Below are 26,474 nucleotides of genomic sequence, written 5' to 3'. Positions count from 1 at the left end.
CCGCTTCCGCCCGTTCCGTGCAGGCGCTGCCCCGCTTACTGCGGGCTGACCAGGACGAAGAAAAGCCTGCCCTGGGTGGAGGCTCCGGCCAGGCGGGATGATTGTTCCGTTGTTGCTGCCACCACGATCAGTCCGTCCGTTTCGCCCGTACCAAGCCATTGTCCGCCCTGGCCGCCATTGTTTGACGTCCACAGCACGGGGACCGCGGATGCCAGCACCTCGGAGGGGCCCTGCTGGTCGAACCCGTTGGCGGACGTCAGCACCACGTTAACCAGCTGGCCAGGCGAAACAAGTTGGATGGACGCGGCGTCAGCCATGCGCAGCGGAACGGCGGCTGAACCGGGTGGAGTACCTGCCAGCAGTCCGGGACCAAGGAATTGGGTGTCCGTGAGGAGCTGGCCCTTGCGGACCGGCGCGGCGAGTTGCTTGCCGGCCGCCGCGGCGCCGTCCTGGAGGACGCCATCGGCCACCATTCCCGGCGGAACCTGGACCCGGGCCAGGTCGGCGGCCGTTACCGCGCTTCCGGCGGGAAGATCCCGCGCCGCGGCCAACGCCGGGACAGTGGAAAGCGGGGCAGGAGTGAGCTGCTGGACGGCGACAGCTGCGGCAGCACAGAACAACAAAGCTGCGGCGAGGCGGCGGTTGCGGTTCAGCCAGGCGCCGAGCCGGACGCGCACGGGGCGGCTTTTCGACCGGGCCTGGAGGCTGTGCGGGGGTGTGGAGAGCCGGAAACCGTCGCGGCGACGGCGGGGAAGTCTGGGCATGCGCCCACGCTAGCGCCGAAGGGTGTGGCGGGGGAGCGGGGACTAAGGCTATGTGGACAAAGGCGGCCGGCGCTGGAGCGCACCGGCCGCCGTCGTACTAAAAGTGAAGGCGCTCAGCTGGCCGCTGCTGCGGGCGCCGGAGCGGCGGGGGCTGCAGCGGGTGCAGCCGGAGCGGCGGCCGGTGCGGGGGAGACAGAGCTGCCCTTGGAATCGCGGGAATCGGTGCGGTAGAAACCGGAGCCCTTGAAGACGACGCCGACGCTGTTGAATTTCTTGCGCAGCGTCCCCTGGCATTCAGGGCAGGACGTCAGGCTGCTGTCCGAGAACGACTGGACGATGTCGAAGGCGTGGCCGCAATCCTTGCAGGCGTAAGCATATGTTGGCACTGGTGCTCCTCCTCTTGGGCAAACGAGAGGTCCCGTGCTGCCACCTGGTAAACCATTAGCAGTCGCAGGGCCTGAGTGCTAATTCTATCACTGCGCCCGGTGGGGCCGGGCTCAGGCCCCGCCCGGCAGTTTCCGGTATCCCGACGGCATCAGCACGGCAGGAACCGGCCGGTCGAATTCTTCGGCGGGAATCCGGCCTGCAGGCAGCAATTCATCGTCATAGATAACCGCGGCAAGGGGTATTTCCTTCCCAGCCGTCGCGAGGTGCCCCAGGAATTTGTCGTAGTACCCGCCACCCTGGCCGATCCTGTTGCCTGCGAGATCCACTGCGGTGGCAGGGATGAACAGCATCGCTGCGCCGCCCGCTGTTTCGGGCCCGTGCCTCTCGCCTGCCGGTTCCAGGATGGGTGCGTATTTGCTGCGCTCAAACCTGGTATCCGGGGTCCAGAACACCCAGCCCAATTCCCGCCCGGGTTCACACACCGGAAGCAGGACTTTGTGTCCGCCCCGGTGCAAAGCTGCAATCAGGGGCAACGTTGGGGGTTCCTGCCCAACGCCGAGGTAGACGCACGCCGTTCCTGGGCTGCGGCCTGTCACCGTGCCGGCCCAGGCTTCCCCGTGGACGGCCAGGGCCACGCCTGCAGCTTCGAGTTGCTCCGGCAGCAGGCTTGCCCGCCGCCGCCGGTGGGCGGCCCGGATATCATCCTTGACCGTATTCGTTTCCTGAAGCATTGTGTCCTTCCTGCCTGCCCTGTAAGTACGCGTCGGGTCACCGCTTAACTGCCCCGGCACCCGTCTGACGCGCCGGTAGTTACCGAAAGACGGGACTGACGCTAGATTAGACCGGTGAACACCAGTAACCCCAGAGTCCGCAAAGCCGTCATTCCCGCAGCGGGCCTGGGTACCAGGTTCCTGCCCGCCACCAAGGCGATGCCCAAGGAAATGCTCCCCGTCGTAGACAAGCCTGCCATCCAGTACGTGGTGGAGGAAGCTGTCCACGTGGGCCTTAATGACATCCTGATGATCACCGGCCGCAACAAGCGGGCTCTGGAGGACCACTTCGACAGGGTGCCGTCACTGGAATCAACCCTGAAGGACAAGGGGGACGAGGAGAAACTGGCATCCATCCAGGCCGCCAGCCAGCTGGGCGACATCCATTACGTCCGGCAGGGCGACCCCCACGGCCTGGGTCACGCAGTGCTCCGCGCCAAGCAACACGTCGGCAATGAAGCCTTCGCTGTCCTGCTGGGGGACGACCTGATAGATGCCCGCGATGAACTCCTCAGCACCATGATCGATGTCCAGGCGGAAACGGGAGGGTCCGTGGTGGCCCTCATTGAGGTGGAACCTTCGCAGATCAGCGCCTATGGTTGCGCGGACGTCCAGGAAATCGAGGGCGAGGACTACGTCCGGGTCAACCGGCTGGTGGAAAAGCCTTCCCCGGAGGAAGCGCCCTCCAACCTGGCGCTGATCGGGCGCTATGTCCTCCATCCCGCAGTGTTCGAAGTCCTTGAGCGCACTGAGCCGGGACGCGGCGGCGAAATCCAGTTGACCGATGCCTTGCAGGAGCTCGCGCAGGGCGACGGCGAGGGGCACGGCGTGTACGGCGTCGTGTTCCGCGGGCGCCGCTACGACACCGGCGACAAGCTGAGCTACCTCAAGGCATGCGTCCAGCTGGCCATCGACAGCGAGGACCTGGGGCCCGGCCTGAGGGAATGGCTGCCCGGGTTCACGGCCGGCCTCTCCCGGTAACGCGATGCGCACTGGTCCCATTTGGCCGGTCACCCTCGAATGCGGCGACCTGGTCCTGCGGCCCATCCGGTACCGCGATAAGAAAGAGTGGACCGCCGTACGGTCGCGCAACAGTGAGTGGCTGGCGCCGTGGGAGGCCTCCAACCCGGATCCTGCAGGCGGCCTGCCCGATTACCGGCACATGGTCCGCTCCCTCAATGTCCAGGCCGCCCAGGCCACAGCGCTGCCTTTCCTCATCACCGAGTGGATGCCGGGCCTGAGGAACCCCGCCATCGTGGGCCAGCTGACGGTATCGTCCATCGTCTGGGGTTCGGCCATGATGGCCACCCTGGGGTACTGGGTGGACCGGGAGCGTGCGGGGCGGGGGATTGCGCCCACCTCCGTGGCACTGGTGACGGACCACTGCTTCCGCGCCCTCGGCCTGCACCGGATGGAAATCAACATCCGGCCGGAGAACGGCCCCAGCCTGCGGGTAGTGGAGAAACTGGGTTTCAGGGACGAGGGGTACCGGCCCCGTTTCCTGCACATCAACGGCAAATGGGCCGACCACCGCTCGTTCGCGCTCACTGCGGAGGAAGTCCCGGACGGGCTTCTCGGCCCGTGGCTGGCCTCCCGCCGCTCTTAAATCCAACGGTTTGCCGGTGGGGGCACGACACACCGGTGGTAATGCGCCCTGAGCAGGCATGATGCTCATACGGTTTTGAGTGTGGACTTCCCCCTTAGCAGCTCAGTGATCCTTGTGGTTGCCGTCGCGCTCTGGATTGTATGGGTTGCCCCTTACGTCCTCAGGAACCGCCGGCGCCAGTTCCAGGTCGCCGCCGACTTCCTGGCGGACGCCCACGCCGATGAGAAGCCGGACCAGCTGCCCGGCGTGGTCCTGAACGTTGCCGTCCAGCAGGAGAAAGCCATGGAACCCAGGAAGAGTGCCGCACCCGGTGCCGGCACTGCAAGCACCCCGCAGCCGGCCCGGTTCCGCGTCCGCTACGGTCGGACCGCCCTGGCCGTTGTTGGGCTGCTGTCCCTGGTCACGGCCTTCATTTCGGGTGTACTGCTTCCGTTCGGTATCGGTACACCGGCCCTTCCACTCCTGGGCGCCCTGCTGGCCGCCGGGTCGGTGGCGTTGCTGCGCTCGCTTGCCGTCCGGGACCGCAAGGCCAAGGTCAACGCCGCTTTCCGCTCGGCGATGAGCGCTCCGGCGCGCCGTCCGGACGCCGCCATCGTCAATCCTGAAAAGCCTGCCTCCGCTCCTGCGCGGCCGGACAGCCCTCTCTTTGATGCCGAGGCGGGGCAGGCCAGGATCAAGCCATTGACTGCGGTGGAACTCCGTGAAGCAGCACTCGCCGTGGCTGTGGCGGCCGGTGACACTACTGCAGCCCCCGCTGCTGCAGCCGCGTCCGCCGGTACCCCTTGGGAGCCGGTGGAAGTTCCGAAGCCTGTCTACGTGGAGGCCGCAAAGGCCCAGCGCCCTGAGCCGAAGCCACTCGAACTCCCGGAAGCCCCCAAGGCAGTTGGCAAGCCTTCACTGAAGAAGGGCGCTGCCGCTACGGCGCCCGCCGACGGTGCGGAAGCGCAGCAGCTGTCCAAGGCACAGAGCGCACTCAGCAACCTCGACGACGTCCTTCAGCGCCGCCGCGCTTAGGGTCAGGTGGGGGCGCGCCGGGGTCCTTCCCGCACCCTGCCCGCGCCAATTGGCGTTGGGCCGGGAAAATTTGTAGCCTAGGGACACCGGTTCCGCACCGGCCGCGGTCTCCCGCAGGACGCGGAAAAGATCCGGGGCTATAGCTCAGTTGGTAGAGCGCTTCGTTCGCATCGAAGAGGTCAGGAGTTCGAATCTCCTTAGCTCCACAAATTGCAGGCCCTCGTCCGGGACCATGGACGGGAGGAGCATTTCTGGGCTCCGTACACGGGCGGGAGTGCTATCTTTTGCGGATGGACCTTGCTGTCACGCTTAAAAACGTTGCCGCCCACGCTGGCGTGTCCAGGACGACGGCCTCGAATGTGCTCACGGGCACGGGGCGTGTGTCCTCCGAGACGCGGGATCGAGTCCATCAGGCCATGCGCGAGCTCGGTTATGTTTACAACCGTGGCGCCGCATCGCTTCGAACGCGGCGGACGACCACCGTCGGCGTCGTGGTTACCGACATTGCCAACCCCTTCTTTGGCGAACTCCTCGTGGGTCTTGAGTCCGCCTTGGCTGAAGCAGGGTTCCGCTCCCTTGTTGTCGCGTCGTCAGACAACCCGGTGCGGCAGGACGAGCTCGTTAATGAGCTCCGTGAATACCAGGTAGCTGGGCTTGCCATCATGCCGGCCACCGGCTCCAGCCGTAGCTTTCTGGAGGGTCTCGAAGCCTCTCGGATGCCGCACGTCTTCGTAACGAAGTACCTGGAAGGCATGCCCGCGCCTTACGTGGGACCAGACGACAGGTTAGGTGGCCGCCTGGCGGCGCAACACCTCCTGGCCCACGGTTGCCAAACTTACGCATTCGTTGGGGGCTTTTCCGGCCACCTGTCCCGCCGCGACCGCATCGAGGGCGTGCGTTCAGCACTGAGGGAAGCTGGACTGGAACCTGACCGGTTCACGGAGATTGAAAGCGCGTCGAACGGGGCAGGTGGTCTGGAGGCAGGCAAACGCCTCCTCCAGGCACGCCAGCTTCCGGAAGCGATTATCTGCCAGAGCGACGGGGTTGCCTTTGGGGTTTATCGGGCGTTGCGTGAGGCGGGAAGAGCCAGCGAAGTGCGGGTCATTGGTTACGACGATGTCCGGACAGCGGCGCTCTGGGAACCTCCCCTGACATCCGTCGCTACCCACCCCGAAAGGCTCGGACGGGCGGTTGCTGAACTGCTTTTGGAGGAGATCGCAACCCCTTCGGGAGGCGTAACGGAAAAGATTTTCGCCCCGGAGCTCATGGTGCGGGAATCCTGCGGTTGTCATGGAGTGCCTTCATCCCTGTAACCCTTGACAGTGATCCACATCACCTGACACGATCGGCGAAGTGCTGAATCGATCCCTCAAAGCCTAGGGATCCCCGGCGCTAATCCTTTTCCTTCATGGTGGATCGATTCGGCAAAGTTGCTGAATCGATCCATCAAACCTGAGGTTTCCCGAGCTAGCGACTCCCAAGGAGCGATGTATGGACGCAACCATTTCTTCAAACCCGTCTTCCGGCGCAGGTACCGTCGGACGGCCTGGCCCGCTGCGACGCGGGAGGACCGCTGGCATCCTGGCGGCCGTTGGGGCCATAAGCCTGGTCCTAGGGGGGTGCGGGAGCGCGACCGCGCCGGCAGCAGGTCCCTCAGCTCCAGTCGTGGATCCAGCCTCGGCCAAGGGAGCCTCGGGGAATCTTTCAATTTGCGGCGGCCGCGACTCTGTGGGTCTCTACAAGGGCACCATCGACGCGTTCATGAAAGCGAACCCGGGAATTACTGCGAAATATACGGTCCTGGGCGCCACCACGGATGAGAGCCGCACCCAGGCCGTGCAAAGGCTTCAGGCCAAATCCAGCGAATGCGACATGTACCTCACTGACGTGACGTGGACGCCCGAGTTCGCTTCGCAGGGCTGGCTCCAGGACATGACCCAGGTGACCGACGCCGTCAAAGGCACCCTTATCCCTTCCACGGTCGCGACGACCCAATACAAGGGCAAATCATGGGCGACGCCGTTCTACACCAACGCAGGTCTGATCTACTACGCCAAGGACAAGGTGGGCAAGCCCGAAACGTGGCAGCAGCTCTACACCGAAGCGGCAAAGTCGCCCGGCAGCGGCCTGGTGTACCAGGCCAAGCAGTACGAGGGGCTGACAGTTAACTTCCTCGAACTCCTCTACAGTGCCGGCGGTGACGTCATCGATGAGCAGGGAAACGTCAAAATCGATTCGGCTGAGACCCGCAAAGTGCTCGACTTCATGGCACAGGGCATTAAGAACGGTTCGGCGGACCGTGCGGTGCTCACCTATGACGAGAACGCGACGCGCCTTGCCTACGAATCAGGCAAATTCGGATACGAACGCAATTGGCCGAACGTCTACGGCCAGCTAAACGCCACCCCGCTCAAGGGCACCTTCGGCGTCGCGCCGCTGCCGTCCTTTGACGGCAAGTCCCATGGCAGCGGCGTACTCGGCGGGTGGAACCTCGCAATCTCGGCCTTCGCCTCCAACCCCGGTGCAGCAGCGGCCTTTGTGAACTTCGAGTCCTCACCCGAGTGGCAGAAGCATGTGGCTATGGATTACTCCCAGGCGCCCGCGGGAGAGGCAGCGTACTCCGACCCGGCGGTCCTCGAGAAAATGCCGTTCGCCACGGAGCTCCTGGTCTCCGTCAAAGGCGCTAAGCCCCGGCCCGTTTCCCCGGTCTATTCTCAAATTTCGGCGGCCATCAACAAGAACGTCTACGCCGTGCTCTCGGGCACATCCACCACCGACGACGCGGTGAAGAACATGGCGGACCAGATCAAGACCGCGCAGGCGAGCTTCTGATGACGACAGCGCGGACTCTGCTGCCCGACCGACATCGCAGCACCCGGGATCGTGAGGAGCGGCGCCTGGCGGCCTTCATGACAGCGCCGTCGCTCATCCTTATGGCGCTCGTAGCGGCCGTACCGATCGGGTATGCGATCTGGCTGTCGCTCAACCAGTACAGCCTCATCCAGGCTGGGCTGTCCCGTTTTGTGGGGCTGGGCAACTACGCGGCCGCGCTCTCGGGTCCCGACTGGTGGAAAGCGTTTGGCCAGACCTTTCTTTTCGCCGCCACGTCAGTGACCCTGGAGATGGTTTTGGCGACGGGGATGGCGATGCTGCTCAATCTCACCTTCCGTGGCCGGGCCCTGCTCCGCACCGTCGTCCTGGTGCCCTATGCGATCATCACGGTCGTCAGCGCTATCACTTGGCAGACGATGTTCGATCCGACCACAGGTTTTGTGCCCCAGATCCTCGCAGCCCTTCACCTGCCCGGAGCAGGAGTTGTCTGGCTTGGTGAACAGGGCTACGCGATGTCCGTGATCGTGATGGCCGATGTGTGGAAGACGACCCCGTTCGCGGCGCTCATTATCCTTGCCGGCCTGCAGGCGATCTCGCAGGAGACCTATGAGGCCGCCGAACTTGACGGCGCAAGCCGGTGGAAAACGTTCGCGTACGTGACACTCCCGCTGCTTCGTCCCGCCATTGTCCTGGCAGCGATCTTCCGTACCCTGGACGCACTAAGGATCTTCGACCTGCCGTTCGTGCTCACGCATGGCGCCAACGGCACGCAATCAATGTCGATGCTGGCCTACACCCAGCTGAACGAAAACCGGCTCGTCGGGCAGGGCTCGGCACTCTCCATCCTCACATTCGTCACTGTCATGATCGTCTCCGCCGTGTACATCCGCTTTGGTGGCGGGAACATCCGCGACATTGCCCGGGAGGACCGCCAATGAGCACAATGACCGCTTCACGAGCCGCGGCCGGCAGCACCCGGTCCCTACGCACCACGGCGCCGCGCCGCAGTAGGGCACGGCTCCACCCCCTAGTGTGGGTATTCGCCATCCTTGCCATGGGTTTTTCGCTCGTGCCGTTCTACTGGCTGGTCAGCACTTCCCTGAAGAAAGGCGCGAGCCTGGGCCGGGGCGAGCTGTTCCCGAGCGAGCCGACCCTCGATAATTACGTGGCCGTGTTCGGCAACGGGGACTTCTTGCTGGCGCTGCGCAACTCGGTGATTATCGCCGTCGTAACGACCATAATCTCCCTGGTCTTCGCGTCATTCGCAGCCTATGCGCTCGCCCGTCTTAGGATGCGCCGGAAGGCTCTCCTCCTGACCTTGATCCTGTCGGTCACGACCTTCCCTGCCATCGCAATCGCCGCGCCCATGTTCGCGATTTGGCGCGACATCGGCCTGTACGACACCCTCGTCGGCCTGATCATTCCCAAACTCACCTTTGCGCTGCCCTTGGCGATCTACACGCTGACCTCGTTCTTCAGGGACATTCCCCGCGAGCTCGAAGAGTCGGCCTATGTGGACGGTGCCACGCCGTTTCAAGCGTTCAGGAGGGTCATCCTTCCGCTTGCTGTTCCGGGCTTGGCGACGACGGCAATCCTGGTCTTCATCTCGGTCTGGAACGAGTTTCTCCTGGCCGTCACCCTGACCAGCTCGCCCGCAGCTAGGCCCGTCCCGGTGGCGATCGCGTTCTTCAACGGTATGAGTGAATTCGACCTTCCGCTGGGCCGAATCAGTGCAGCGTCCGTCATCGTCACGATCCCCCTCGTCATCCTGGTGCTGATCTGCCAGAAGCGGATTGTCGCTGGCATGACGGCAGGCGCCGTGAAGGGCTGACCCGCGCCACGGTCAAATCAACACCTTCCAGACCGCATCCGCACAGGTGCGGCAAACCACAGATAAGGAACCAAATTTCGTGAACTCCGAGCAGCCACAAACTCCCACACTGAAGGTCGGTGTCGTCGGCATCGGCTGGGCAGGCCAACAGCATCTGAAGGCCTACAGCACTATTTCTGGTGTCGAGATCCACGCGGTTGCAGGGATGGAAGAGGACCTGCTCCTCTCGCTCCAGACTGAGTACGCCATCCCGAACGCGTTCCGGCGTTGGGAGGACATGCTGGAGCTCCAGGACCTGGACGCCATCAGCGTCGCGGTGCCTACGTTCCTGCACGCGCCGATCGCCGTGGCCGCCCTCGACCGCGGGCTGCACGTCCTGAGCGAAAAACCCCTCGCCCGTTCCGCTGAAGAGGGCCGCACCATGGTCGCCGCGGCTCGAAGAGCCGGCAGAGTTCTGGACGTTGCCTTCAACCACAGGCGACGCGGCGACATCCAAAAACTCAAATCGATCATCGAGCATGGGGAACTTGGGCGCCCCTACTATGCAAAGGCCTCGTGGTTACGCAGGACAGGCATTCCCCGCCTCGGTAGTTGGTTCACAAACCCGGAGCTCTCCGGGGGTGGCCCCATGGCCGACATTGGCGTCCATGTCCTGGACTACGCGCTTCACCTCTTGGGCGAGCCCAAGGTCGTGAGCGTCTCGGCGACCATCCATGCAGAGCTCGGCCCCAGGGGCCGAGGCGGAAGCTCACGCTTCTCACCGATGAGTGCCGAACACGCCTTCGAAGTCGAGGACTTTGCCTCCGCGTTCCTCCGGCTCGAAGGCGGCGCAACGCTTCTCATCGAGGCAGGCTGGGCCAGCTACCGAGAAAAGGACGACCTGCTGGGCTTCATGGTCTACGGCACCGATGGGGGCGCGGAACTGACAGCAAAAGGATCTCCGTCCGCCCCCGTCGGCCAGCTCACGATCTTTACGGACAAAGATGGGGAGAACGCCGACTACATGCCGGAAGCTCAGCCAGGGCTGGGCCATCAGGCCGTCGTCAGAGACTTCATCGAGAGCGTCCGCGGGGGCGAAACGGTATGGGGGCATCATGACGGCTCCCTGGCCTTGAACCGGGCCGAAATCATTGATGCATGCTATCGGTCTGCCCGCGAAAGCAAGGAGGTTCAGCTGTGAACAATGTCGAAAGACTGACCATCCTGGTGTGGAATGAGGGCGTCCACGAGGCCCTCAACGAACCGGCCCACATCGGGGATATGTACCCTGACGGCATCCATGGAGCCATCGCTGCAGGGCTTCGCTCCCACCTTCCGGACGCCGACATTTCGACGGCGGTCCTCGCCACCGATGACGAGCACGGACTGGATGAGGAGGTGCTCGCGGAGACGGATGTCCTGCTCTGGTGGGGCCACAAGGCGCATGCCGAGGTCAGTGACGCGGTTGTCGAGCGCGTCCACCGGCACGTGCTGGGCGGGATGGGGCTGATCGTGCTCCACTCCGGGCACTTTTCGAAGATCTTCACCAAACTGCTGGGCACCAGCTGCTCGCTTGCGTGGCGGAACGACGGCCAGCGGGAGCTGGTGTGGACCGTGAAACCCTCGCACCCCATCGCAGAAGGCGTGGACAGCCCCATCGTCATCCCGGAACAGGAGATGTACGGGGAGCTGTTCGACATTCCTGACCCTGACGACCTGATCTTTATCAGCTCCTTCGCCGGGGGCGAGGTGTTCCGGTCCGGTGTCACGTTCACCCGTGGCAAGGGCCGCATCTTCTACTTCAGCCCCGGCGACCAGGAGTACCCGGTGTACCACCATCCGCAGATCCAGCGGGTCCTGGCGAACGGGGTACGCTGGGCCGCGCAGCCCGGGCTCGACCGCGCAGCCCCGGAAGTCAGCCACCGGCCACGAGGATGGTACGAAACTCCGACCGACCTGCCGGCGCACCGTCAGTCCCCGCCAATCATGGATGAGGCGGTGCTCCGATGAGCCGTCTGGGTATCGCAGCAATTGGGTATGCGTTCATGGGCAAGGCACACTCACAGGCGTGGCGTAACGTGGCGGCCTACTTCGACGTTCCTGCCATTGAGCAGCGGGTCGTGGTTGGCCGGGACGCGGGCCAGGTCGCCGATGCGGCGGCCCGGTACGGGTGGGCGGAGTCGGCCACGGACTGGCGCGAGGTCATCGTGCGCGAGGATGTGGACGTCGTGGACATCTGTGCCCCCGGATGGCTCCACGCCGAGATCGCCATCGCCGCACTGGAGGCTGGTAAACATGTGCTGGTAGAGAAGCCGCTCTCCAACACCATCACCGAATCCGAGGCCATGGTCGCCGCGGCCCAGGCAGCCCGGGCCCACGGGGTGCAATCGATGCTGGGGTTTAACTACCGGCGTGTGCCCGCCCTCGCCTATGCCAAGCACCTCATCAGCACCGGGCGTCTGGGTACGGTCATACAAGCCCGCGTGTCGTACCTGCAGGACTGGCTGGCCGACGAGCACGCACCCATGAGTTGGCGGCTGCGGAAAGAGGCCGCAGGTTCGGGGGCACTGGGAGACATCGCCTCGCACGCCATTGACCAGGTTCAATACCTTCTGGGCGACACCGTCACAGAGGCCTCCGGACGTCTTCACACCTTCGTCAACCACCGCCCGGGCCACAGCGGGACGGAGCAGGTCACAGTCGACGACGCCGCTTGGGCAACGCTGGCCCTCGCCAGTGGAGCGATAGCTTCTGTTGAAGCTTCCCGGGTGGCGCGGGGTCGGAAAAACTCGCTGAGGATCGAGGTATATGGCTCCCTCGGTTCCCTGGCGTTCGACCTCGAGCGGCTGAATGAGCTTGAGTTCCTGGACGCGAAGAACCCCGTTGAGGAGCAGGGCTTTCGGCGGATCGTTGTCACAGAGCCGGAACACCCATACGTTGATGCATGGTGGCCCCAGGGCCACGTAATCGGGTGGGAGCATACGTTTACCCACCAGGTCAGTGATTTTCTTGCCGCTATCCGTGACGGAATCCCCCCGTCCCCATCGTTCGAGGAGGGGCTGCAGGTCCAGCGGGTCTTGGCCGCGATCGAGGAATCGGCAGCTGCGAAGTCGGTTGTCCTGCAGATCTGACAAACAAGCAGATTCGAGTCCCAGTCCGGGTGGGACAGGGGCAGCCGAGTGGATGGGGCCGCACCGGCAGCAAGGAGTGGGTTTGGAGTCGAGGACCGGTCCGCCGGCCGTGCCGGCGGACCGGTGCCGTCCAGGGTTTCATCGGACGACCATTCCGGGTCCCGGGGTGGGGCTGTTCGGCGGGAGATAGTCCTCAAGACGAGGCTGGGTTCCCAGCACGTTCCGCCAGGAAGCGCACCAGGTTGGGTGGCCGGTACGCGGGATCCTGATCATGCCGCTTCATGGCTGACTCCGCCACCGTTTCATGCGCGGGATCAGTCAGACCTATCGGCCGGACATACGCCGGAAGCATCTTCCAGAAACCGGTGCGCGACTCCTGGATCGGCGGAAACACATCTGATGCACCGTCCGCCGGCGTGCCCGGTACCGCAACCGGCACGGCGTCAGGACGGAACGCAAGGCCTGCGCTGCGGGTGCGTTCCATGATCCATCCCAGTGCAATGTCGGACAGGAGGCTGCTCCGGTTCCCGCCGCCAACGTCGCCGTGGGTTCCGGTGAACCAGACCTGTTCCAGACGCTGATTGCCGGCGTCGTCCTGTGGCTGCCAGAGGGCCGGGGCGAACGGTTTGCGTTTCTCGTCAATTGCGAGGGCTTGAAATGCGTTGTCGACCGTTGTGGACAGCCCGGTGTCGTGGAACGCAAACCTGCGGTTGAACCTGTCCACGAGAGGTAACCCCGTGAGGGGAATGCCGAGCGCACCCACGGTGTCCCAGACGGCAATGCAATGGATGCGGGTTTCGTGGGAGAAGGAGCGGCGGAAGAGTGTGGCTTCCACCGACCGGGGATTGGTGGTGGCCGTTCGGTCCCTGTAAAGGCTGTAGGCATCGCGGAGCCTGCCCCGGAAGCGGCGCCGGAGGATGCCCGCGTTCCTGATCAGTCCGGCGGTGCTGCGTGCTGTGTAGGCGCCCCGGCTGAAACCCAGGAGGAACAACTCATCCCCGGGCTGGAAGTTACCCATGATGAAACGGTACGCGGCGAGGATATCGAGGGAGAGACCCGCCCCGAAAGCGCCTCCTCCGAGCCGGTCCTGGCGTCCGGTGCCCACCCCGCGGTGGTAGAAGACCCTTTGCTCGATATCAGCGCCCATGCTGTCCTTGCCGGTGGCGGCGATGCCAAGTGCGAGTTTGGTGACGTTGGTGGGACATGGTTGCCCGTCTTCAGTCTGGTCCGGCGTTGCCCACGTTCCGTCGCAGCACACCACAATTCGCTTGGCCATGTTGTCTTCCCGGCAGATCAGACCCTCGACTCGGCCGCATTCGCGGCTCCGCGGGTTCCATCGGTATACACCCGCCACGCACACAGCGTCCACAGGTTCCGGCGAGACTGCGCGCCAAGGGCTGGGACTGTTGCGGGTGACACCCGGCAAAACGCGGGAGCGATGGGCCCACCGATCCAAACGGCGGGTCCTGGAGTGGGGGCCATGGGAATCATTATTGGACTTCTTGTCATCTGGCTCATCCTGTCGATCCTCGGCTTCGTCGTGAAGGGCCTTCTGTGGCTCGCCATCATCGGGCTGGTCCTGTTCGTCGCCACCGGCGTCTGGGGCTGGCTCAAGCGCAGAACCAACGCCTGACCCCGTCTTCCTGCTGCAGCAGGAAGACCTACTGCCGAAGGACTCTGGCTATCCGTGGGCAGGGGCTGCATGCTGGCGGCATGAGCCGCGTAAGGGAGTCCGCCCTCCCTGCACCATTGGAGCCGCCGGTCCGGCAGCACATGGAGGTGAACTCCGCCCTGCATCCCGACCGGCCATGGATTCGTGCCGTCCGGATCCTGGTGGGCCTGTTCGTGATCGCAGCAGTCATCCAGAAGACCCTTGATGCCACGCTGCCTGGCAACGACGTGGATGTTCCGCAGCTGTACTCGGAATTCACGGTGCAGGGAAACCTGGTGTTCGGGCTTGTCCTGGTTTACTCAGCGGCGCGGCACCGGTCAGGGCTGCCGGCGTGGTGGGACCACCTGTTCGGCGCACTGGTCCTGTACATGGTCATGACGGGGATCATCTACGTGGTGCTGGTAGCACCGCCGGGAGAGCCGTGGTGGACCTGGGACTTGTATTGGCCGCAGCTGGCCCACCACCGCCTGGCCCCGCTGGCGGCGGCTCTTGACTGGCTTCTTGTGACCCGGACAGTGCACGGCCGGTGGTTGCGGCCGCTGGCCTGGCTGGGGTACCCCGTGGCGTTCCTTGCGTTCTCCTGGATCCGGGGCGGGCTGGACGGATGGTATGTCTATGACTTCCTGGACCCCACCCTCGACGGCGGCTGGCCAAGGGTGCTGGTGGCAACCACCCAGGTCCTCTTCGCGTTCCTGGTCATGTCCCTGCTGGTGCACGCAGCGGGCAACGCGAGGGTTTCGCTGTCCCTCGGCCGGAGCCCAAGGCCGAAGACCGGCTAGATCCAGCCCTTCTTTTTGAAGATCCCGTACATAAGCGCGCCTGCCGCAACCATGAGGACCAAGGCATACGGATAACCGAAGGGCCAATGCAGTTCGGGCATGTTGTCAAAGTTCATCCCGTAGATCCCCGCGACAAAGGAGGGCGCGAACAGGATTGCTGCCCAGGAGGAGATCTTCTTGACCTGTTCGTTCTGTTCGGCGCTGGCTTCGTTTTGCCGGTTGGCGGTCAGCGTCCCATCGAGGGTCAAGGCGTTCTGCAGCAGGTCCCGGAAGGAGTCTGCCCGCGAAATCACCCGTTCGACGTGGTCTTCGACATCCCGCAGGCTGTGCCGCAGGTCTGTTTCCACCTGGTACTTCTCGAAGCCGCGCTTCAGCTGGTCCAGGATTTCCGGCAGGGGATGGATGGCACGCTGGAACTGGATCACTTCCCGTGCCAGTTCGTAGATGCGGCGGGACACGGAGGAGTCACCGCTGAACAGTTGGTCCTCGATCTCGTCGATGTCGTTTTCCAGTCCGGCGACCACCGGCGCGTAATCATCCACCACGCGGTCCAGCAGAGCATAGAGAACCGCCTCGGGGCCGTGCTGGAGGAGATCCGGCCTTGCCTCCAGGCGCCGGCGGACGGTGGCTACACCGGCTGTTTCGGCGTGCCGGACGGTCACCACGAAGTTCCTGCCCGTGAAGACGTGCAGTTCGCCAAACTCCACGGTTTCATCAGCGTCCAGGTAACGGGCCGGCCGCAGGACGGTGAAAAGGTTGTCATCGTAACGCTCCAGCTTCGGCCGCTGGTGCGCCGAGACAGCGTCCTCCACCGCAAGGGCGTGGAGGCCGAACTCGGCGGCTACGGCGGCCATCTCTTCCGCAGTGGGCCGGTAAAGCCCAATCCAGGCCATCCCGCCGTGGCGGGCCAGCGTCTCAAAGGTCTGCTCAAGGTTTTCCGGCTCAGCGTGGCGGACGCCGTTGACGTATACGGCGTTATCGATGATGGTCATTCAGGAAATCCTAGCCGCCGGAGCTGAAGCGTTGCTAAGGCCACTGATGAGTGGCTCCGTCCGGTAGGGGATGTGGGTGTGCAGGGCCAGCACTGTTTCTGTCCGTATGACCCCTTTGATCCTCAGGACCTGCCGCAGGGACGCCTGGAGGTTGTGCGTGTCTGTGGCCACCACCCGGCACCAGACATCGCCACGGCCTGAAATCTCGTGGACCTCCAGGACCTGTGGGATGAGCCTCAGCGCCGCCACGACGCCGTCGAGCTCGCGGTGGGAGACCTCGATGGTCACGAAGGCCACCACGTCATAGCCCACCGCTTCAAGATCCACCTCCCGGCCGCCCGGGCGCAAAACGCCGGCGCGGAGCAGGCGGCGCAGCCGCGACTGTGCCGTGTTGCGGGCGATTCCCAGGGACTCGCCCAGCTCGCCGATCTGGATCCGCGGATCCCGGATGAGGGCCAGGAGGATCTTCAGGTCGGTAGGGTCCAGCTTGTTCAAGATCGCCACTCTCCATCATTGCTGATTGGCAAATTTGATAATTCTGCTCAATTATCCTCCGGAAGACGGATGGAATCAGCAGTCGTGCCCCAATCTTGGAGCAACACAGTTATAACCGCGCCAGGCTCCCACAAGGACCCACCTGCCGCGGCGACCCTAAGGCGGCACATTGACGGTCTTCAGCGAACTGCGCATGCGCCCGGCGACGGCAGCGCCCAGCGGGTGGAATGCCTCCACCACGGCGCGGCTGGTCATTTCCGGGGCAGTCATCTTCATGCTCCTGGTGGGCGCCAACCTTGCTACGCCGCTCTACCCGCTGCTCCAGGCGAACCTGGGACTTTCCAGCCTCGAGGTGACCGCAGCATTTGCGAGCTACGTCCTGGCGCTGGTGGGTACCCTGCTGCTCGCCGGACACTGGTCCGACCACATCGGCCGACGGGCTGCCCTCCTGGTCGCTGTCCTGGCGGGGCTCGCCGGCGGCTGGATCTTTGCGGATGCGGCAACACTGGCCGCCCTCTGCGCCGGCCGGGCACTCCAGGGCATGGCTGTGGGGCTTGCAACCGGGGCCAGTGCGGCCGCCCTGCGCGAGCTTCTCCCGTCCCGTCCTGAGTGGGCGTCCCGCTTCACGCTGCTGGCCTCGTCCGGGGGAGTGGCGGCGGGACCGGTGATCGGCGGCCTGCTGTCGCTGCTTCCCGGCGCGACTACGGCCCCCTATGCGGTCCACTCGCTGTTGCTTGCGGCCCTTCTGGTGCCGCTGTACCTGATCCGGGCGCGGCCGGCCATCATGGTCCCCGCAGTGTCCCGCCCCCTGCACGTCCTTGCACCCCGCTGGCCCTCGGTATCCCGCCAGGCAAGGGGTGCCTTCTGGCTGGCGTCCGGCGTCGGCTTCCTGAGCTTCGCCGTGTTCGGATTCTCCCTGTCGCTGGCTCCCGGGTACTTCGCGCAGGTCCTTGGCACGGACTCCCGGCCGCTGATTGGCGTGCTGGCCGGCCTGCCGCTGGGAGCCTCTGCGCTGAGCCAGCTGGTCACCGTGCGCGGCCGCCTGACGGTACCCGCCGGGCTGGCGGTGCTCGGCGCCTCGGTCGTGCTGCTGGGAGCCGCGGGTACCTGGCACTTGCCGCTGTTGCTGGTCGGCGCCGCCGTAACGGCCGGATTGGGTCAGGGACTGGCGTTCAGGACAGTCTTCAACGAAGTGGCGGGGCGAGTGGAGCCTGCCCGGCACGCCCAGATCATCAGCACCGTCTACGTCATCACCTATCTGGGGAGCGCCGTGCCGGTGCTGGGCCTGGGCTGGGCCAGTGCCGCGTTCGGAATGACCACGGCAGTCCAGGGTTTCGTCCTGGTGTGCGGCGCGGCGGCGGTTGTCCTGTCTGCCGTGACACTGGCGGCCGCACTGCGCCGGCGGGCGTAGGTACAGCGGCCTGGACGGGCACTGCCGGGCTACTCCGGAAGCGGGCCGTGGTTGCCCTGGATGTGTTCGAACACGAGCGTTGTTTCGGTGTGGCCCACCACGGGGTCTGTGGCCAGGTTGTCCAGCACCCAGTCCCGCAGGTCTTCGGTGCTTCCGACGGCGATGTGCAGCAGGTAGTCCACCGAACCTGAGGTGTGGAAGGTTGAAAGTACTGCCGGCAGGTGGGGCACGCGAGCGGTGAAGCGGTCGATCTGGTCCCGGTCGTGCGCGCGGAGGCGCACGGCCACCAGGGCCTGCACGGACCGGCCGATGGCCGACAGGTTCAGCTTCGCCTCATAGCCTTGGACGATGCCCCGCTCCGATAACGCACGCGTGCGCATCAAGGCTGTTGAGGGCGCGATCCCCACCATTTCGGCAAGCTGCTTGTTGGAAATCCTGGCATCGGCAACGAGGGCTTCCAGCAGGCGCTCGTCAATGGCATCCAGCGGCTCGGAATGCACCCCTGCCCGGATGTTCCTGGGATTCGTCGTCACTGCGGTTCCTTCCAAACGGTCCTGCATTCATCCTAGACCGCAGAATCATCGCCATCCGCGCAGCCAGCACCGGTGCTGCCGAATATCCTTGGCACCGAGCCGCCGTTGGGCCCCGGTTAATTCGCAGGAGCTCCAGCCGCAGCGTCGGGGCGGGAATGAACGACGGCGACAGTCGCCGCCGTAAGGCAGGCCAGGACCATGACGGCTCCAGCGAGGGCGCTCCAGCCCCAGGACTGGAAGACCAGGCCGCCGGCCCAGCCGAGAAGGCTGGAGCCAAGGTAGTAGGCCAGGTTATAAAGCGACGCTGCCTGCGCCCGGCCGGTACTGGCGATGGCCCCGGTCCATCCGGAGCCGATGCTGTGGGCCGCGAAGAAGCCACCGGTGAACACCACCAGTCCGGACAGGATCAGCACAAGGGATGGGGTGAGGGTCAGGGCGAGGCCGCCCAAGGTGAGTGCCAGCCCGGCGAGAAGGACGTTCCGGCGGCCGAACCTCGTGGTCATTCCTGCGGCCCACCGGGAGGAGAACGTGCCGGACAGGTACGCCAGGAAGATCAGGCTGATCACGGTTGCGGGGAGCCCGAACGGCGCGCCGGCCAGCCGGAACCCCAGGTAGTTGTAGACGGCCACGAAGCCGCCCATCATCAGGAAGGCCTGGGCGTAGAGGGCCAGCAGCCGGACATTGCGCAGGTGGGCGCCCAGCCTCGCGACAGCGCTGCGGAGACCGGCAGCCTGGGCGGGGACAAATCCGCGCGCGCGGGGCACCAGGACCAGAAATGCGACGGCGGCACCCGTCGCCAGGAGGGACACGGCCAGGGCGGCCGCGCGCCAGCCCCAGAGCTCGCCGACCGGTCCGGCCACCAGCCGGCCGGACAGGCCGCCCAGCGTGGTGCCCGCAACATAGCTTCCAGCCGCCACTGCGGCGTGGGCCTTGCTGACCTCCTCGTTGAGGTACGCAATGGCGACGGCGGGGATGCCGCCCAGTGCCATCCCTTCCAGCAGCCGCAGCCCGAGCAGCATGGCGAAGTTGGCCGACAGCGGCACCAGCAGTCCCAGGACGGTGGCAGCGGTGATGCCCCACATCATGGCCTTCACCCTGCCGACCCGGTCCGCCAGGAAGGACCAGGGTATGACGGTCGCAGCAAGGCCCACTGTGGCCAGGGAGATGGTGAGGGCGGCTTCGGGAGCCGTGATGCGCAGATCCGCCGCGAGGATTGGCAGGACTGCCTGGGTGGAGTAGAGCTGGGCAAATGTCGCCACGCCGGCGCAGGAGAGGCCGGCGAGGATCCGGCCGTAGTCCCTGGATCCCTTGGCATGGCCGTTCCAATTGGGGGACGGAGCAGTGCCGGTGGGTGCATTCTGTGGCATCCAGCCAGCCTAGTCCGCGGGCAAAAGATGCTTCCAATGCATAATTCGTGCCAAACTCATAGCAGGAATCGATTGCTTCAAAACGCCTGCGCCGAGGTGGCCATGGAACCGGACCGCAAACAACTGGCTCAACTGCTGCCGCTCCTGCCGGTACTTGCCGAACTGGGCCGCACCGAGCACGTAACGGAAACAGCCGAACTGCTCGGAGTACCCCAGTCAACGGTGAGCCGTGCCCTTGCCAGGGCCAGCGCCGCCGTCGGAACCGAACTCCTGGTCCGGGACGGCCGCGGAGTACGCCTGACTCCCGCCGCGCGCACCCTGCTGCCCTACATCGACCAGGCACTGGCGGAGTTCCAGGCCGGACTGGATCTGGTCAGGAACGAGTCGGAGGTGGTCAGGGGCACTGTGACGGTGTCCTTCCAGCACACCTTCGGTGAAGCCACCCTGCCGTTGCTGATCAGCGCCTTCCGTGCCCGGCACCCCGGTGCAGGCTTCCGGCTGAGCCAAGGCGCCCGCAGCGCCTGCCTGGATGAACTTGCATCCGGGGACGCGGACCTCGCCCTTACCGCCCCCGTCGCTCCGCCCGGCAGGAACCTGGAGTCGGCGCCGCTGTACCGTGAACCACTCCGGCTGGTGGTACATCACCGCCACCCGCTGGCCCGCCAGCCGATGGCGCGGATGGCCGACATCCGCACCGAGCCGTTTGTGGCCCTGGGATCCGGATACGGGCTGCGGTCGATGACGGACGCGCTGTTCCGGGAAGTGGGGTACCGGCCGCGTATTGCCTTTGAGAGCCAGGATTCGCATACCGTCCGCGGGCTGGTTTCGGCAGGCCTTGGCGTCAGCATCCTGCCGCCCGGGGGTGATTCTCCGGGCCGGATCGTCCGCCCGGAGAGAGGGGACCTGGGCTGGGTGGAGGTACCACTTGACTCTGCGCTCGCCTTCCGGGAAGTCGGCGTCAGCTGGCGGCGCCGGAAGCCCGAAAGCGAACCTGTTCCGGCCCGGCTCTTCCGCGAGCTGGTGGTGGCACAGGGCCCCGCGCTGTTGGCGGGTCTGGCGGCAAAGGCAGGCCACTGACGGCACCCGGCTGTCCGCGCCAGTACCCTTGTGACGTGACCAACACCCAAAACTCCTCCACCAGCCCGGCCGGGTACATGCAGGGCTCCCCGGCAAGTCCCCTCCACGGCGTCACCATCGGCCTGGACATCGGCGGAACCAAAACGCACGGGGTCCGTTTTGAGGACGGACTTCCCGTCGCTGACGATTCGGCCGGGAGCTCCAATGTGCAGAACGTTACCCGCGGGCAGGCGGCACAAAACCTCGCGGATCTTTTCGCCAGGATCGGGGGAGGCCGGGTGGACAGGGTTTACGCAGGGTCCGGGGGAATCGACACCGACGAGGACGCAGCCGCCCTGGCTGCCCTGATCCAGCCGCTGGCCCCGGAGGCCCGCATCACCGTCGTCCACGACTCCCGCCTGCTGCTGGCCGCGGGCCGTGCCGCCACCGGAGTGGCGGTCATCGCCGGCACCGGGTCGGCCGCCTGGGGACGCAATGCCGACGGCGGCGAGGCCAGGGCCGGCGGCTGGGGATACCTGCTCGGGGACGAAGGCAGCGGTTACTGGCTAGGCAGGGAAGCCGTGCGGCACAGCCTCCGCCGGATGAACCAGGGCTTGCCCATCGACCACCTCACCGCGGACCTCCTGGCGTCCTGTGGGCTGGACCATCCCAACAAACTCATTGCCTTGTTCCACTCCCCGGAGACGGGGCGGCGGTTCTGGGCACAGCAGGCCAGGCACGTTGTGGAAGCGGCAGCCGCTGGGCACCAGGACAGCATTGCGCTGCTCGACCAGGCCGGAACGGACCTCGCCGCCCTGGCAGGGCAGGTGCTGGGACAGTTGAAGATCAACGGCCCCGTCATCCTGGGCGGCGGGCTCGGCACGAACGTAGCGTCCCTCCAGGAGTCGTTCCGGCGGAACCTTGAGGCCGCCGGGATCACCGATGTACGGGTCCTGGACCAGGAACCGGTGTTCGGGGTCCTGCAGCTCCTGGCAGAGCCGAACTGAGCTCCAGCGGAGGGTCTTAACTGTCGGAGCGCTTGCGAGGTGTCAGCCGGACGCCGGGCAGCGGGGGAGCCGGTATGCGGCCTGCTTCCGCCCCGGCATCCGGTCCATGGCCCGGCACCAGGCCATAGCGGGCAGTGGCCGTTTCGGCATCCGGGAGTCCGGCCTGCGCTTCCCAATCGTCCCGTGCCTGTTCCACCTCTTCGTGGGTGCGGCCCACGAAGTTCCACCACATGAGCAGTTCCTCGCCGAACGGCTCGCCGCCGATCAGCAGGAAGCGGGTGCCCGGGCCGGCCTGCATCCGAAGCTCACTGCGGCCGGTGCCCAGGTAGCCCAGCGGGCCCGCCGGCATCTCCTGCCCGTCCACCGCCAGGCCGCCGTCGAGCACCAAAATCCCGTGCTCGAAGGCCGGGTTCAGCGGCAGCACAGTTTCCCCTTCGCAGGAAACGTCCGCGCCGACAATTGGTGTGTACATCGTTGCGGGGGACACCACCCCGGCGAGTTCCCCCACCATCACGGTTGCCGTAAAGCCGTGCCCCTCGGCGCGTGGCAGTTCGCGGTGCTGTTCGAATGCAGGTTCACGGTGCCGGTCCCCGTCGGGCAGGGCAACCCAGAGCTGCAGGCCCCGCTGCAGCGGCAACTCGCCGCCGCCGGACGGAAGAACCGCGAACTCGGAGTGCGACACCCCGTGTCCGGCGGTCATGATGTTCAGCTCCCCGGGGCGCACCACCACATCGCTTCCCACGCTGTCCCGGTGGCGGATGTTCCCCGCGAGCGGCCAGGTCACTGTCTGCAGCCCGATGTGCGGGTGCGGGAGGACGGACATGGCGGTCCGGTCCGGGCCGAAGCTGTCCAGGAAGCACCAGGCACCGATGGTGGGCAGTCCGCGCTGGGGCAACGTGCGTTTGACGTTCATGGCGCGGACCCCGCCCAGCGGCACTTCGCGCTCGGGCCATAACTGCAGGCAGGGGCCCGACGTGCCTTCCTGGGCCGGCGGGCAGAGCTCTTCCTGGGGCGAGACTTCCAAGTTGGTCACGGCTTTACTTTAGGCGCGGCCGGCGTGCCCCGACAGCAGCGGGTGTGTGCCGGCGTCGAAACCCATCCGCCCCGGCCCGGGTGCCGAATGGTCACAGTAGGGATTCCTTTGCGTGGATTAGGGCTTCAGCTGCTGAAGGCCGCCCCCGTTTGGGCTACCGTAACTATCAGCGTGCTGATGGCAATGTCGCGGTGCTGGGAGCAGCCCGTCCAAGAGAACAGGTAAGTCCGCACCATGGACCAGGCGATGATCGAGTTCCAGAGCGTTACCAAGCAGTACCCTGGCGGCCAGCCGGCCGTGGACGGGTTGTCCATGTCCATCGCCAAGGGCTCTGTCACCGTCTTTGTGGGTCCTTCCGGGTGCGGCAAAACGACATCGCTCAGGATGATCAACCGGATGGTGGAACCCACGTCCGGAACCATCACAGTGGACGGCCGGGACGTCACCTCGGTGCCGGCCGCGGAACTGCGCCGTTCCATGGGTTACGTGATGCAGTCGGCAGGGCTGCTGCCGCACCGCTCCGTGCTGGACAACATCGCCACGGTTCCCAGGCTGAACGGCGTCTCCAAAGCGGATGCGCGCAAAAGGGCCGGCGAGCTCCTGGACGTGGTGGGCCTGGCCCAATCGCTGGGCAAGCGCTACCCGTCGCAGCTCTCCGGCGGCCAGCAGCAGCGCGTCGGTGTGGCCCGCGCCCTGGCCGCAGATCCGCCCATCCTGCTCATGGATGAGCCGTTCAGTGCAGTGGACCCGGTGGTCCGTGACGAACTCCAGCAGGAACTGCTGCGGCTACAGAAGGACCTGGCCAAGACAATAGTGTTCGTCACCCACGATATTGACGAAGCCACCATCCTCGGGGACAAGGTGGCCGTTTTTGCCACCGGCGGGAAGCTGGCCCAGTACGCCACTCCCGAGGAAATCCTGCGGGCGCCGGCCAACAACTTCGTAGCCTCCTTTGTGGGACGGGACCGCGGCTTCCGGCATCTGGGGTTCACCCCGGCCGATGCCGTGGCGGTCCACCCCGTGCCAACCATTGTCCGCGCGCCGGAGGGTTACCAGTCCGATTCCAGCGCTGCCGGCGGCTGGCAGCTGGTGGTGGACGCGGACAAGCGTCCGCTGGGCTGGTCGGCGCCCGGCACCGAAACGGAACTGGTTCCCGGTGGTTCGCTGTTCCGTCCTGGGGAAAGCCTTCGGCGCGCCCTCGACGCAGCCCTGTCCTCGCCGTCGGGCCTGGGCGTTGCCGTGGACTCCGACGGCAGGGTCCGGGGAGTGGTCCGCGGCGGCGAAGTGCTGGCTCTGATCGAAGAAGCCCGCCAGATGCGGCAGGCTGCCCTCTGATGGAGTGGTTCCTGGCGAATACCGGCATGGTTATGCAGCGCGGCGGCCAGCACCTGGTGCTGGCCATCGTTCCCATGGTCCTTGGCCTGCTGGTTTCCATCCCGCTGGCGCAGCTGGCGCGGCGAAACAACGTACTGCGTTCAGTGGTGCTGACGGCCTCCTCCCTCCTCTACACCATCCCATCCCTGGCGCTGTTCATCATCCTGCCCACCATCCTGGGCACCCGCATCCTGGATCCCCTCAATGTCGTGGTGGCGCTTACCATCTACGCCGTCGCCCTGCTGGTCCGCGCAGCCCTGGATGCCTTCGATTCCGTCGACGCCGACGTCAGCCAGGCCGCCCAGGCCATGGGGTTTAAACCATTGGCACGGTTCCTGCAGGTGGACCTGCCGCTGTCCCTGCCGGTCATGTTCGCCGGGCTGCGGGTGGTGTCCGTCAGCAACATTTCGCTGGTCAGTGTGGCGGCCCTCCTTGGCGTCGGCAACCTGGGCATGCTCTTCACCGACGGCCTCCAGCGCGACTTCGTCACCGAAGTGGTGGTGGGCATCGTGGCCATCCTGCTCCTGGCGCTGGTGATGGACGCCGTCCTGGTCCTGCTCGAACGCATCCTCACTCCCTGGGAGCGCGCCGGCACTCGACGTGGCCGCGGGGCACCCGGCAACTCGTTGGCAGCGTCCGCAACCGACCGGGCCGCGCACGCCGCAGGGGGAGCGCCATGAGCAACGTTTTCGCCGATACCTTCTCCTGGCTTGCCGACCCCCTGAACTGGTCCGGGAGCATGGGAATCCCCACCCGGCTGGGGGAGCACCTCCAGTACACCGGGCTCGTCATGCTGATCGCCACCGCCATTGCCGTTCCGGTCGGACTGTTCGTGGGCCACACCGGGCGGGGACGCGTGGCCGTCGTCGCACTGGCAGGCGCCCTGCGTGCCCTGCCCACCCTCGGCCTGCTGATCCTGTTCGTGCTGCTGGCCGGCATTGGGCTGATGCCCCCAATCTGGGCCCTCGTGATCCTCACGGTACCCCCGCTGCTGGCAGGAACTTACGCCGGGATCTCCAGCGTTGACCGGAACGTGGTGGACGCCGCCCGCGCCATGGGGATGACCGAACTGCAGGTCCTGTTCCGGGCCGAACTGCCAAACGCCCTCACGGTCATGTTCGGCGGATTCCGGACCGGGGTGCTGCAGGTAATCGCCACGGTCTCCGTGGTTGCCTACATCAACCTTGGCGGCCTTGGCCGCTACCTGTTCGACGGACTCGTCCTCAGTGACTTCCCCCAGATGCTGGGAGGTTCCCTTCTCATTGCCGTGCTGGCGATCGCCGTGGACCTCGTCCTGACCCTGTTCCAGAGGCTGTTCCTCACTCAGGGCGCCTCAAAACTGTCCCACCGCAGCCAGGAGGCTGCGGTTGAACTCACAGACCCCGTAGTTGCGGAGACTGTTGTACAAGGAGGTAAGTCATGAAAGATAGCCGTTCCCAGCGCCTCGGCAGGCGGGCGTTCAGCGGCCTGGCTGCCGGGCTTGGCCTCGCCGTGGCCCTGTCCGCCTGCGGCGGTTCGTCCGATCCGTTAAAGAACGCCCCGGCCTCCAGCGGCGGGGCTTCGGGTGAAGCGACATCCCTGGTTGTGGGCTCCGCGGACTTCCCCGAAAGCCAGATCATCGCCGAACTTTACGCCGGCGCCCTGAACGCCAACGGCATCACCGCCACCACCAAGCCGAACATCGGCTCCCGTGAGGTGTACTTCAAGGCTGTGCAGGACGGCTCCGTGGACGTGGTGCCGGACTACAGCGGCAACCTGCTGCTCTACGTCAACAAGGAAGCCACCGAAGTCTCCGCCGGCGATATCGCCAAGGCACTGCCGGGCAAGCTCCCGGACGGGCTGGGCGTCCTGGACGCGTCCAAGGCCGAGGACAAGGACGCCATGGTGGTGACCAAGGCGACCGCTGAGAAGTACCAGCTGAAGTCCATCGAGGACCTGGCCAAGGTCTGCAGCGACATCGTGGTGGGCGCCCCCGCCACCTTCGCCGAGCGTGCCTACGGCCTGCCCGGCCTGAAGAAGAACTACAACTGCGTGCCCAAGAAGCTGGAGCCGTTCAGCGATGGCGGCGGCCCGGTGACGCTCAAGGCGCTCCTGCAGGACCAGGTACAGGTGGCGGACATCTACACCACCACGCCTTCCATCGCCGACAACGACCTGGTGGTCCTGGACGATCCCAAGAACAACTTCATCGCCCAGCAGGTCCTGCCGCTGTACAACAAGTCCAAGATGACGGACAAGGCCAAGCAGGCGCTGAACTCGGTATCCAGCATTCTCACCACGGATGACCTGATCAACCTCAACCGGGCGGTCAGCGGCAACCAGAAGCAGGACGCCAAGACGGCAGCAACCTCGTGGCTCAAGGAAAAGGGCATCGTCAAGTAAATCCGTTCGCTGCCCCGCGGACGGCAATTACCTGATGATGACGACGGCGGCTGCCGGAC

The 26,474-nt window shown here is 65.6% G+C and carries 28 protein-coding genes and 1 tRNA gene; 20 read left to right on the top strand and 9 right to left on the bottom strand.

What is annotated here, in order from left to right:
- Positions 1 to 35: 35 nt before the first annotated feature.
- The 3 genes from AB0313_RS04165 to AB0313_RS04155 all read right to left on the bottom strand — a co-directional run bounded on the left by AB0313_RS04165 (position 36) and on the right by AB0313_RS04155 (position 1,882).
- Positions 36 to 764, bottom strand: a complete 729-nt coding sequence (locus AB0313_RS04165) for an RcpC/CpaB family pilus assembly protein (protein WP_307306508.1) — start codon at positions 762 to 764, stop codon at positions 36 to 38.
- Between the two features lie 113 nt (positions 765 to 877).
- The gene (locus AB0313_RS04160; protein ID WP_141942502.1) at positions 878 to 1,150 is read right to left on the bottom strand and encodes an FmdB family zinc ribbon protein; all 273 of its coding nucleotides are present in this window, start codon (positions 1,148 to 1,150) and stop codon (positions 878 to 880) included.
- Between the two features lie 111 nt (positions 1,151 to 1,261).
- Entirely contained in the window at positions 1,262 to 1,882 is a 621-nt protein-coding gene (locus AB0313_RS04155; protein ID WP_307306513.1) for a 5-formyltetrahydrofolate cyclo-ligase, read from the bottom strand.
- A 114-nt stretch (positions 1,883 to 1,996) separates the two neighbouring features.
- Between AB0313_RS04155 and galU the strand changes: the two genes are divergently transcribed.
- The 11 genes from galU to AB0313_RS04100 all read left to right on the top strand — a co-directional run bounded on the left by galU (position 1,997) and on the right by AB0313_RS04100 (position 12,314).
- Positions 1,997 to 2,902: a UTP--glucose-1-phosphate uridylyltransferase GalU gene (galU, locus tag AB0313_RS04150; RefSeq protein ID WP_141942498.1), complete on the top strand. Its 906-nt coding sequence runs from the start codon at positions 1,997 to 1,999 to the stop codon at positions 2,900 to 2,902.
- Between the two features lie 4 nt (positions 2,903 to 2,906).
- The gene (locus tag AB0313_RS04145; protein WP_141942496.1) at positions 2,907 to 3,527 is read left to right on the top strand and encodes a GNAT family protein; all 621 of its coding nucleotides are present in this window, start codon (positions 2,907 to 2,909) and stop codon (positions 3,525 to 3,527) included.
- A gap of 105 nt (positions 3,528 to 3,632) precedes the next feature.
- Positions 3,633 to 4,541, top strand: coding sequence for a hypothetical protein (locus AB0313_RS04140; protein WP_307306844.1), 909 nt, complete (start codon positions 3,633 to 3,635; stop codon positions 4,539 to 4,541).
- Positions 4,542 to 4,674: 133 nt separating this feature from the next.
- Positions 4,675 to 4,747, top strand: a tRNA-Ala gene (locus AB0313_RS04135).
- 84 nt (positions 4,748 to 4,831) lie between these two features.
- Complete coding sequence (locus tag AB0313_RS04130) at positions 4,832 to 5,854, top strand: LacI family DNA-binding transcriptional regulator (RefSeq protein WP_307306519.1); 1,023 nt, start codon at positions 4,832 to 4,834, stop codon at positions 5,852 to 5,854.
- 352 nt (positions 5,855 to 6,206) lie between these two features.
- Positions 6,207 to 7,373 carry an ABC transporter substrate-binding protein gene (locus tag AB0313_RS04125; RefSeq protein ID WP_307306523.1) on the top strand — a complete coding sequence of 389 codons (1,167 nt, stop codon included), beginning with the start codon at positions 6,207 to 6,209 and terminating at the stop codon, positions 7,371 to 7,373.
- On the top strand, positions 7,373 to 8,311 hold the full coding sequence (locus tag AB0313_RS04120) for a sugar ABC transporter permease (protein ID WP_366303812.1): 939 nt from the start codon (positions 7,373 to 7,375) through the stop codon (positions 8,309 to 8,311). The genes AB0313_RS04125 and AB0313_RS04120 overlap by 1 nt, the downstream gene beginning before the upstream one ends.
- Positions 8,308 to 9,204, top strand: coding sequence for a carbohydrate ABC transporter permease (locus AB0313_RS04115; RefSeq protein ID WP_141942489.1), 897 nt, complete (start codon positions 8,308 to 8,310; stop codon positions 9,202 to 9,204). Before AB0313_RS04120 ends, AB0313_RS04115 begins: the two co-directional genes overlap by 4 nt.
- 79 nt (positions 9,205 to 9,283) lie before the next feature.
- Entirely contained in the window at positions 9,284 to 10,384 is a 1,101-nt protein-coding gene (locus AB0313_RS04110; protein WP_366303809.1) for a Gfo/Idh/MocA family oxidoreductase, read from the top strand.
- Positions 10,381 to 11,193, top strand: coding sequence for a ThuA domain-containing protein (locus AB0313_RS04105; RefSeq protein ID WP_366303807.1), 813 nt, complete (start codon positions 10,381 to 10,383; stop codon positions 11,191 to 11,193). The genes AB0313_RS04110 and AB0313_RS04105 overlap by 4 nt, the downstream gene beginning before the upstream one ends.
- A complete protein-coding gene (locus AB0313_RS04100) occupies positions 11,190 to 12,314 on the top strand; it encodes a Gfo/Idh/MocA family oxidoreductase (RefSeq protein WP_141942484.1) in 1,125 nt (374 codons plus the stop codon). Before AB0313_RS04105 ends, AB0313_RS04100 begins: the two co-directional genes overlap by 4 nt.
- Before the next feature lie 193 nt (positions 12,315 to 12,507).
- On the opposite strand, the gene AB0313_RS04095 is transcribed toward AB0313_RS04100, so the two are convergent.
- The gene (locus tag AB0313_RS04095) at positions 12,508 to 13,590 is read right to left on the bottom strand and encodes a DUF2235 domain-containing protein (protein WP_307306542.1); all 1,083 of its coding nucleotides are present in this window, start codon (positions 13,588 to 13,590) and stop codon (positions 12,508 to 12,510) included.
- A 204-nt stretch (positions 13,591 to 13,794) separates the two neighbouring features.
- Between AB0313_RS04095 and AB0313_RS04090 the strand changes: the two genes are divergently transcribed.
- Positions 13,795 to 13,947, top strand: a complete 153-nt coding sequence (locus tag AB0313_RS04090; protein WP_285244256.1) for a hypothetical protein — start codon at positions 13,795 to 13,797, stop codon at positions 13,945 to 13,947.
- A gap of 80 nt (positions 13,948 to 14,027) precedes the next feature.
- Positions 14,028 to 14,765, top strand: coding sequence for a Pr6Pr family membrane protein (locus tag AB0313_RS04085; protein WP_366303804.1), 738 nt, complete (start codon positions 14,028 to 14,030; stop codon positions 14,763 to 14,765).
- Here AB0313_RS04085 and corA read toward each other — a convergent pair.
- Entirely contained in the window at positions 14,762 to 15,757 is a 996-nt protein-coding gene (corA, locus tag AB0313_RS04080; protein ID WP_141942478.1) for a magnesium/cobalt transporter CorA, read from the bottom strand. The two genes, AB0313_RS04085 and corA, sit on opposite strands and share 4 nt — an antisense overlap.
- Positions 15,758 to 16,252, bottom strand: a complete 495-nt coding sequence (locus tag AB0313_RS04075) for an Lrp/AsnC family transcriptional regulator (RefSeq protein WP_174237601.1) — start codon at positions 16,250 to 16,252, stop codon at positions 15,758 to 15,760.
- Between the two features lie 169 nt (positions 16,253 to 16,421).
- Between AB0313_RS04075 and AB0313_RS04070 the strand changes: the two genes are divergently transcribed.
- Positions 16,422 to 17,663 carry an MFS transporter gene (locus tag AB0313_RS04070; RefSeq protein WP_366303802.1) on the top strand — a complete coding sequence of 414 codons (1,242 nt, stop codon included), beginning with the start codon at positions 16,422 to 16,424 and terminating at the stop codon, positions 17,661 to 17,663.
- Positions 17,664 to 17,692: 29 nt separating this feature from the next.
- Here the strand turns inward: AB0313_RS04070 and AB0313_RS04065 are convergent, their stop codons facing one another.
- Positions 17,693 to 18,196 carry an Lrp/AsnC family transcriptional regulator gene (locus AB0313_RS04065; protein ID WP_174237525.1) on the bottom strand — a complete coding sequence of 168 codons (504 nt, stop codon included), beginning with the start codon at positions 18,194 to 18,196 and terminating at the stop codon, positions 17,693 to 17,695.
- Positions 18,197 to 18,312: 116 nt separating this feature from the next.
- Positions 18,313 to 19,563, bottom strand: a complete 1,251-nt coding sequence (locus AB0313_RS04060; RefSeq protein WP_366303799.1) for an MFS transporter — start codon at positions 19,561 to 19,563, stop codon at positions 18,313 to 18,315.
- Between the two features lie 102 nt (positions 19,564 to 19,665).
- Between AB0313_RS04060 and AB0313_RS04055 the strand changes: the two genes are divergently transcribed.
- Entirely contained in the window at positions 19,666 to 20,640 is a 975-nt protein-coding gene (locus AB0313_RS04055) for a LysR substrate-binding domain-containing protein (RefSeq protein ID WP_366304238.1), read from the top strand.
- A gap of 77 nt (positions 20,641 to 20,717) precedes the next feature.
- Positions 20,718 to 21,626: a BadF/BadG/BcrA/BcrD ATPase family protein gene (locus tag AB0313_RS04050; RefSeq protein WP_366304236.1), complete on the top strand. Its 909-nt coding sequence runs from the start codon at positions 20,718 to 20,720 to the stop codon at positions 21,624 to 21,626.
- A 16-nt stretch (positions 21,627 to 21,642) separates the two neighbouring features.
- On the opposite strand, the gene AB0313_RS04045 is transcribed toward AB0313_RS04050, so the two are convergent.
- Positions 21,643 to 22,659 carry a pirin family protein gene (locus AB0313_RS04045; protein ID WP_366303797.1) on the bottom strand — a complete coding sequence of 339 codons (1,017 nt, stop codon included), beginning with the start codon at positions 22,657 to 22,659 and terminating at the stop codon, positions 21,643 to 21,645.
- Between the two features lie 234 nt (positions 22,660 to 22,893).
- Here AB0313_RS04045 and AB0313_RS04040 point away from each other — a divergent pair, with 234 nt between their 5' ends.
- Genes AB0313_RS04040 through AB0313_RS04025 form a run of 4 tightly spaced genes read left to right on the top strand, consistent with a single transcriptional unit; the run spans position 22,894 to position 26,415 of the window.
- The gene (locus AB0313_RS04040) at positions 22,894 to 23,994 is read left to right on the top strand and encodes an ATP-binding cassette domain-containing protein (protein WP_307306560.1); all 1,101 of its coding nucleotides are present in this window, start codon (positions 22,894 to 22,896) and stop codon (positions 23,992 to 23,994) included.
- The gene (locus tag AB0313_RS04035) at positions 23,994 to 24,713 is read left to right on the top strand and encodes an ABC transporter permease (RefSeq protein ID WP_366303795.1); all 720 of its coding nucleotides are present in this window, start codon (positions 23,994 to 23,996) and stop codon (positions 24,711 to 24,713) included. The genes AB0313_RS04040 and AB0313_RS04035 overlap by 1 nt, the downstream gene beginning before the upstream one ends.
- Complete coding sequence (locus tag AB0313_RS04030; RefSeq protein WP_366303793.1) at positions 24,710 to 25,456, top strand: ABC transporter permease; 747 nt, start codon at positions 24,710 to 24,712, stop codon at positions 25,454 to 25,456. The genes AB0313_RS04035 and AB0313_RS04030 overlap by 4 nt, the downstream gene beginning before the upstream one ends.
- Positions 25,453 to 26,415, top strand: a complete 963-nt coding sequence (locus AB0313_RS04025) for an ABC transporter substrate-binding protein (RefSeq protein WP_366303791.1) — start codon at positions 25,453 to 25,455, stop codon at positions 26,413 to 26,415. Before AB0313_RS04030 ends, AB0313_RS04025 begins: the two co-directional genes overlap by 4 nt.
- Positions 26,416 to 26,474: the final 59 nt, after the last annotated feature.

This window comes from Pseudarthrobacter sp. NPDC080039, assembly GCF_040702335.1.
Classification (GTDB): domain Bacteria; phylum Actinomycetota; class Actinomycetes; order Actinomycetales; family Micrococcaceae; genus Arthrobacter; species Arthrobacter enclensis_A.
This window is presented reverse-complemented; position numbering and strand designations above follow the sequence as displayed.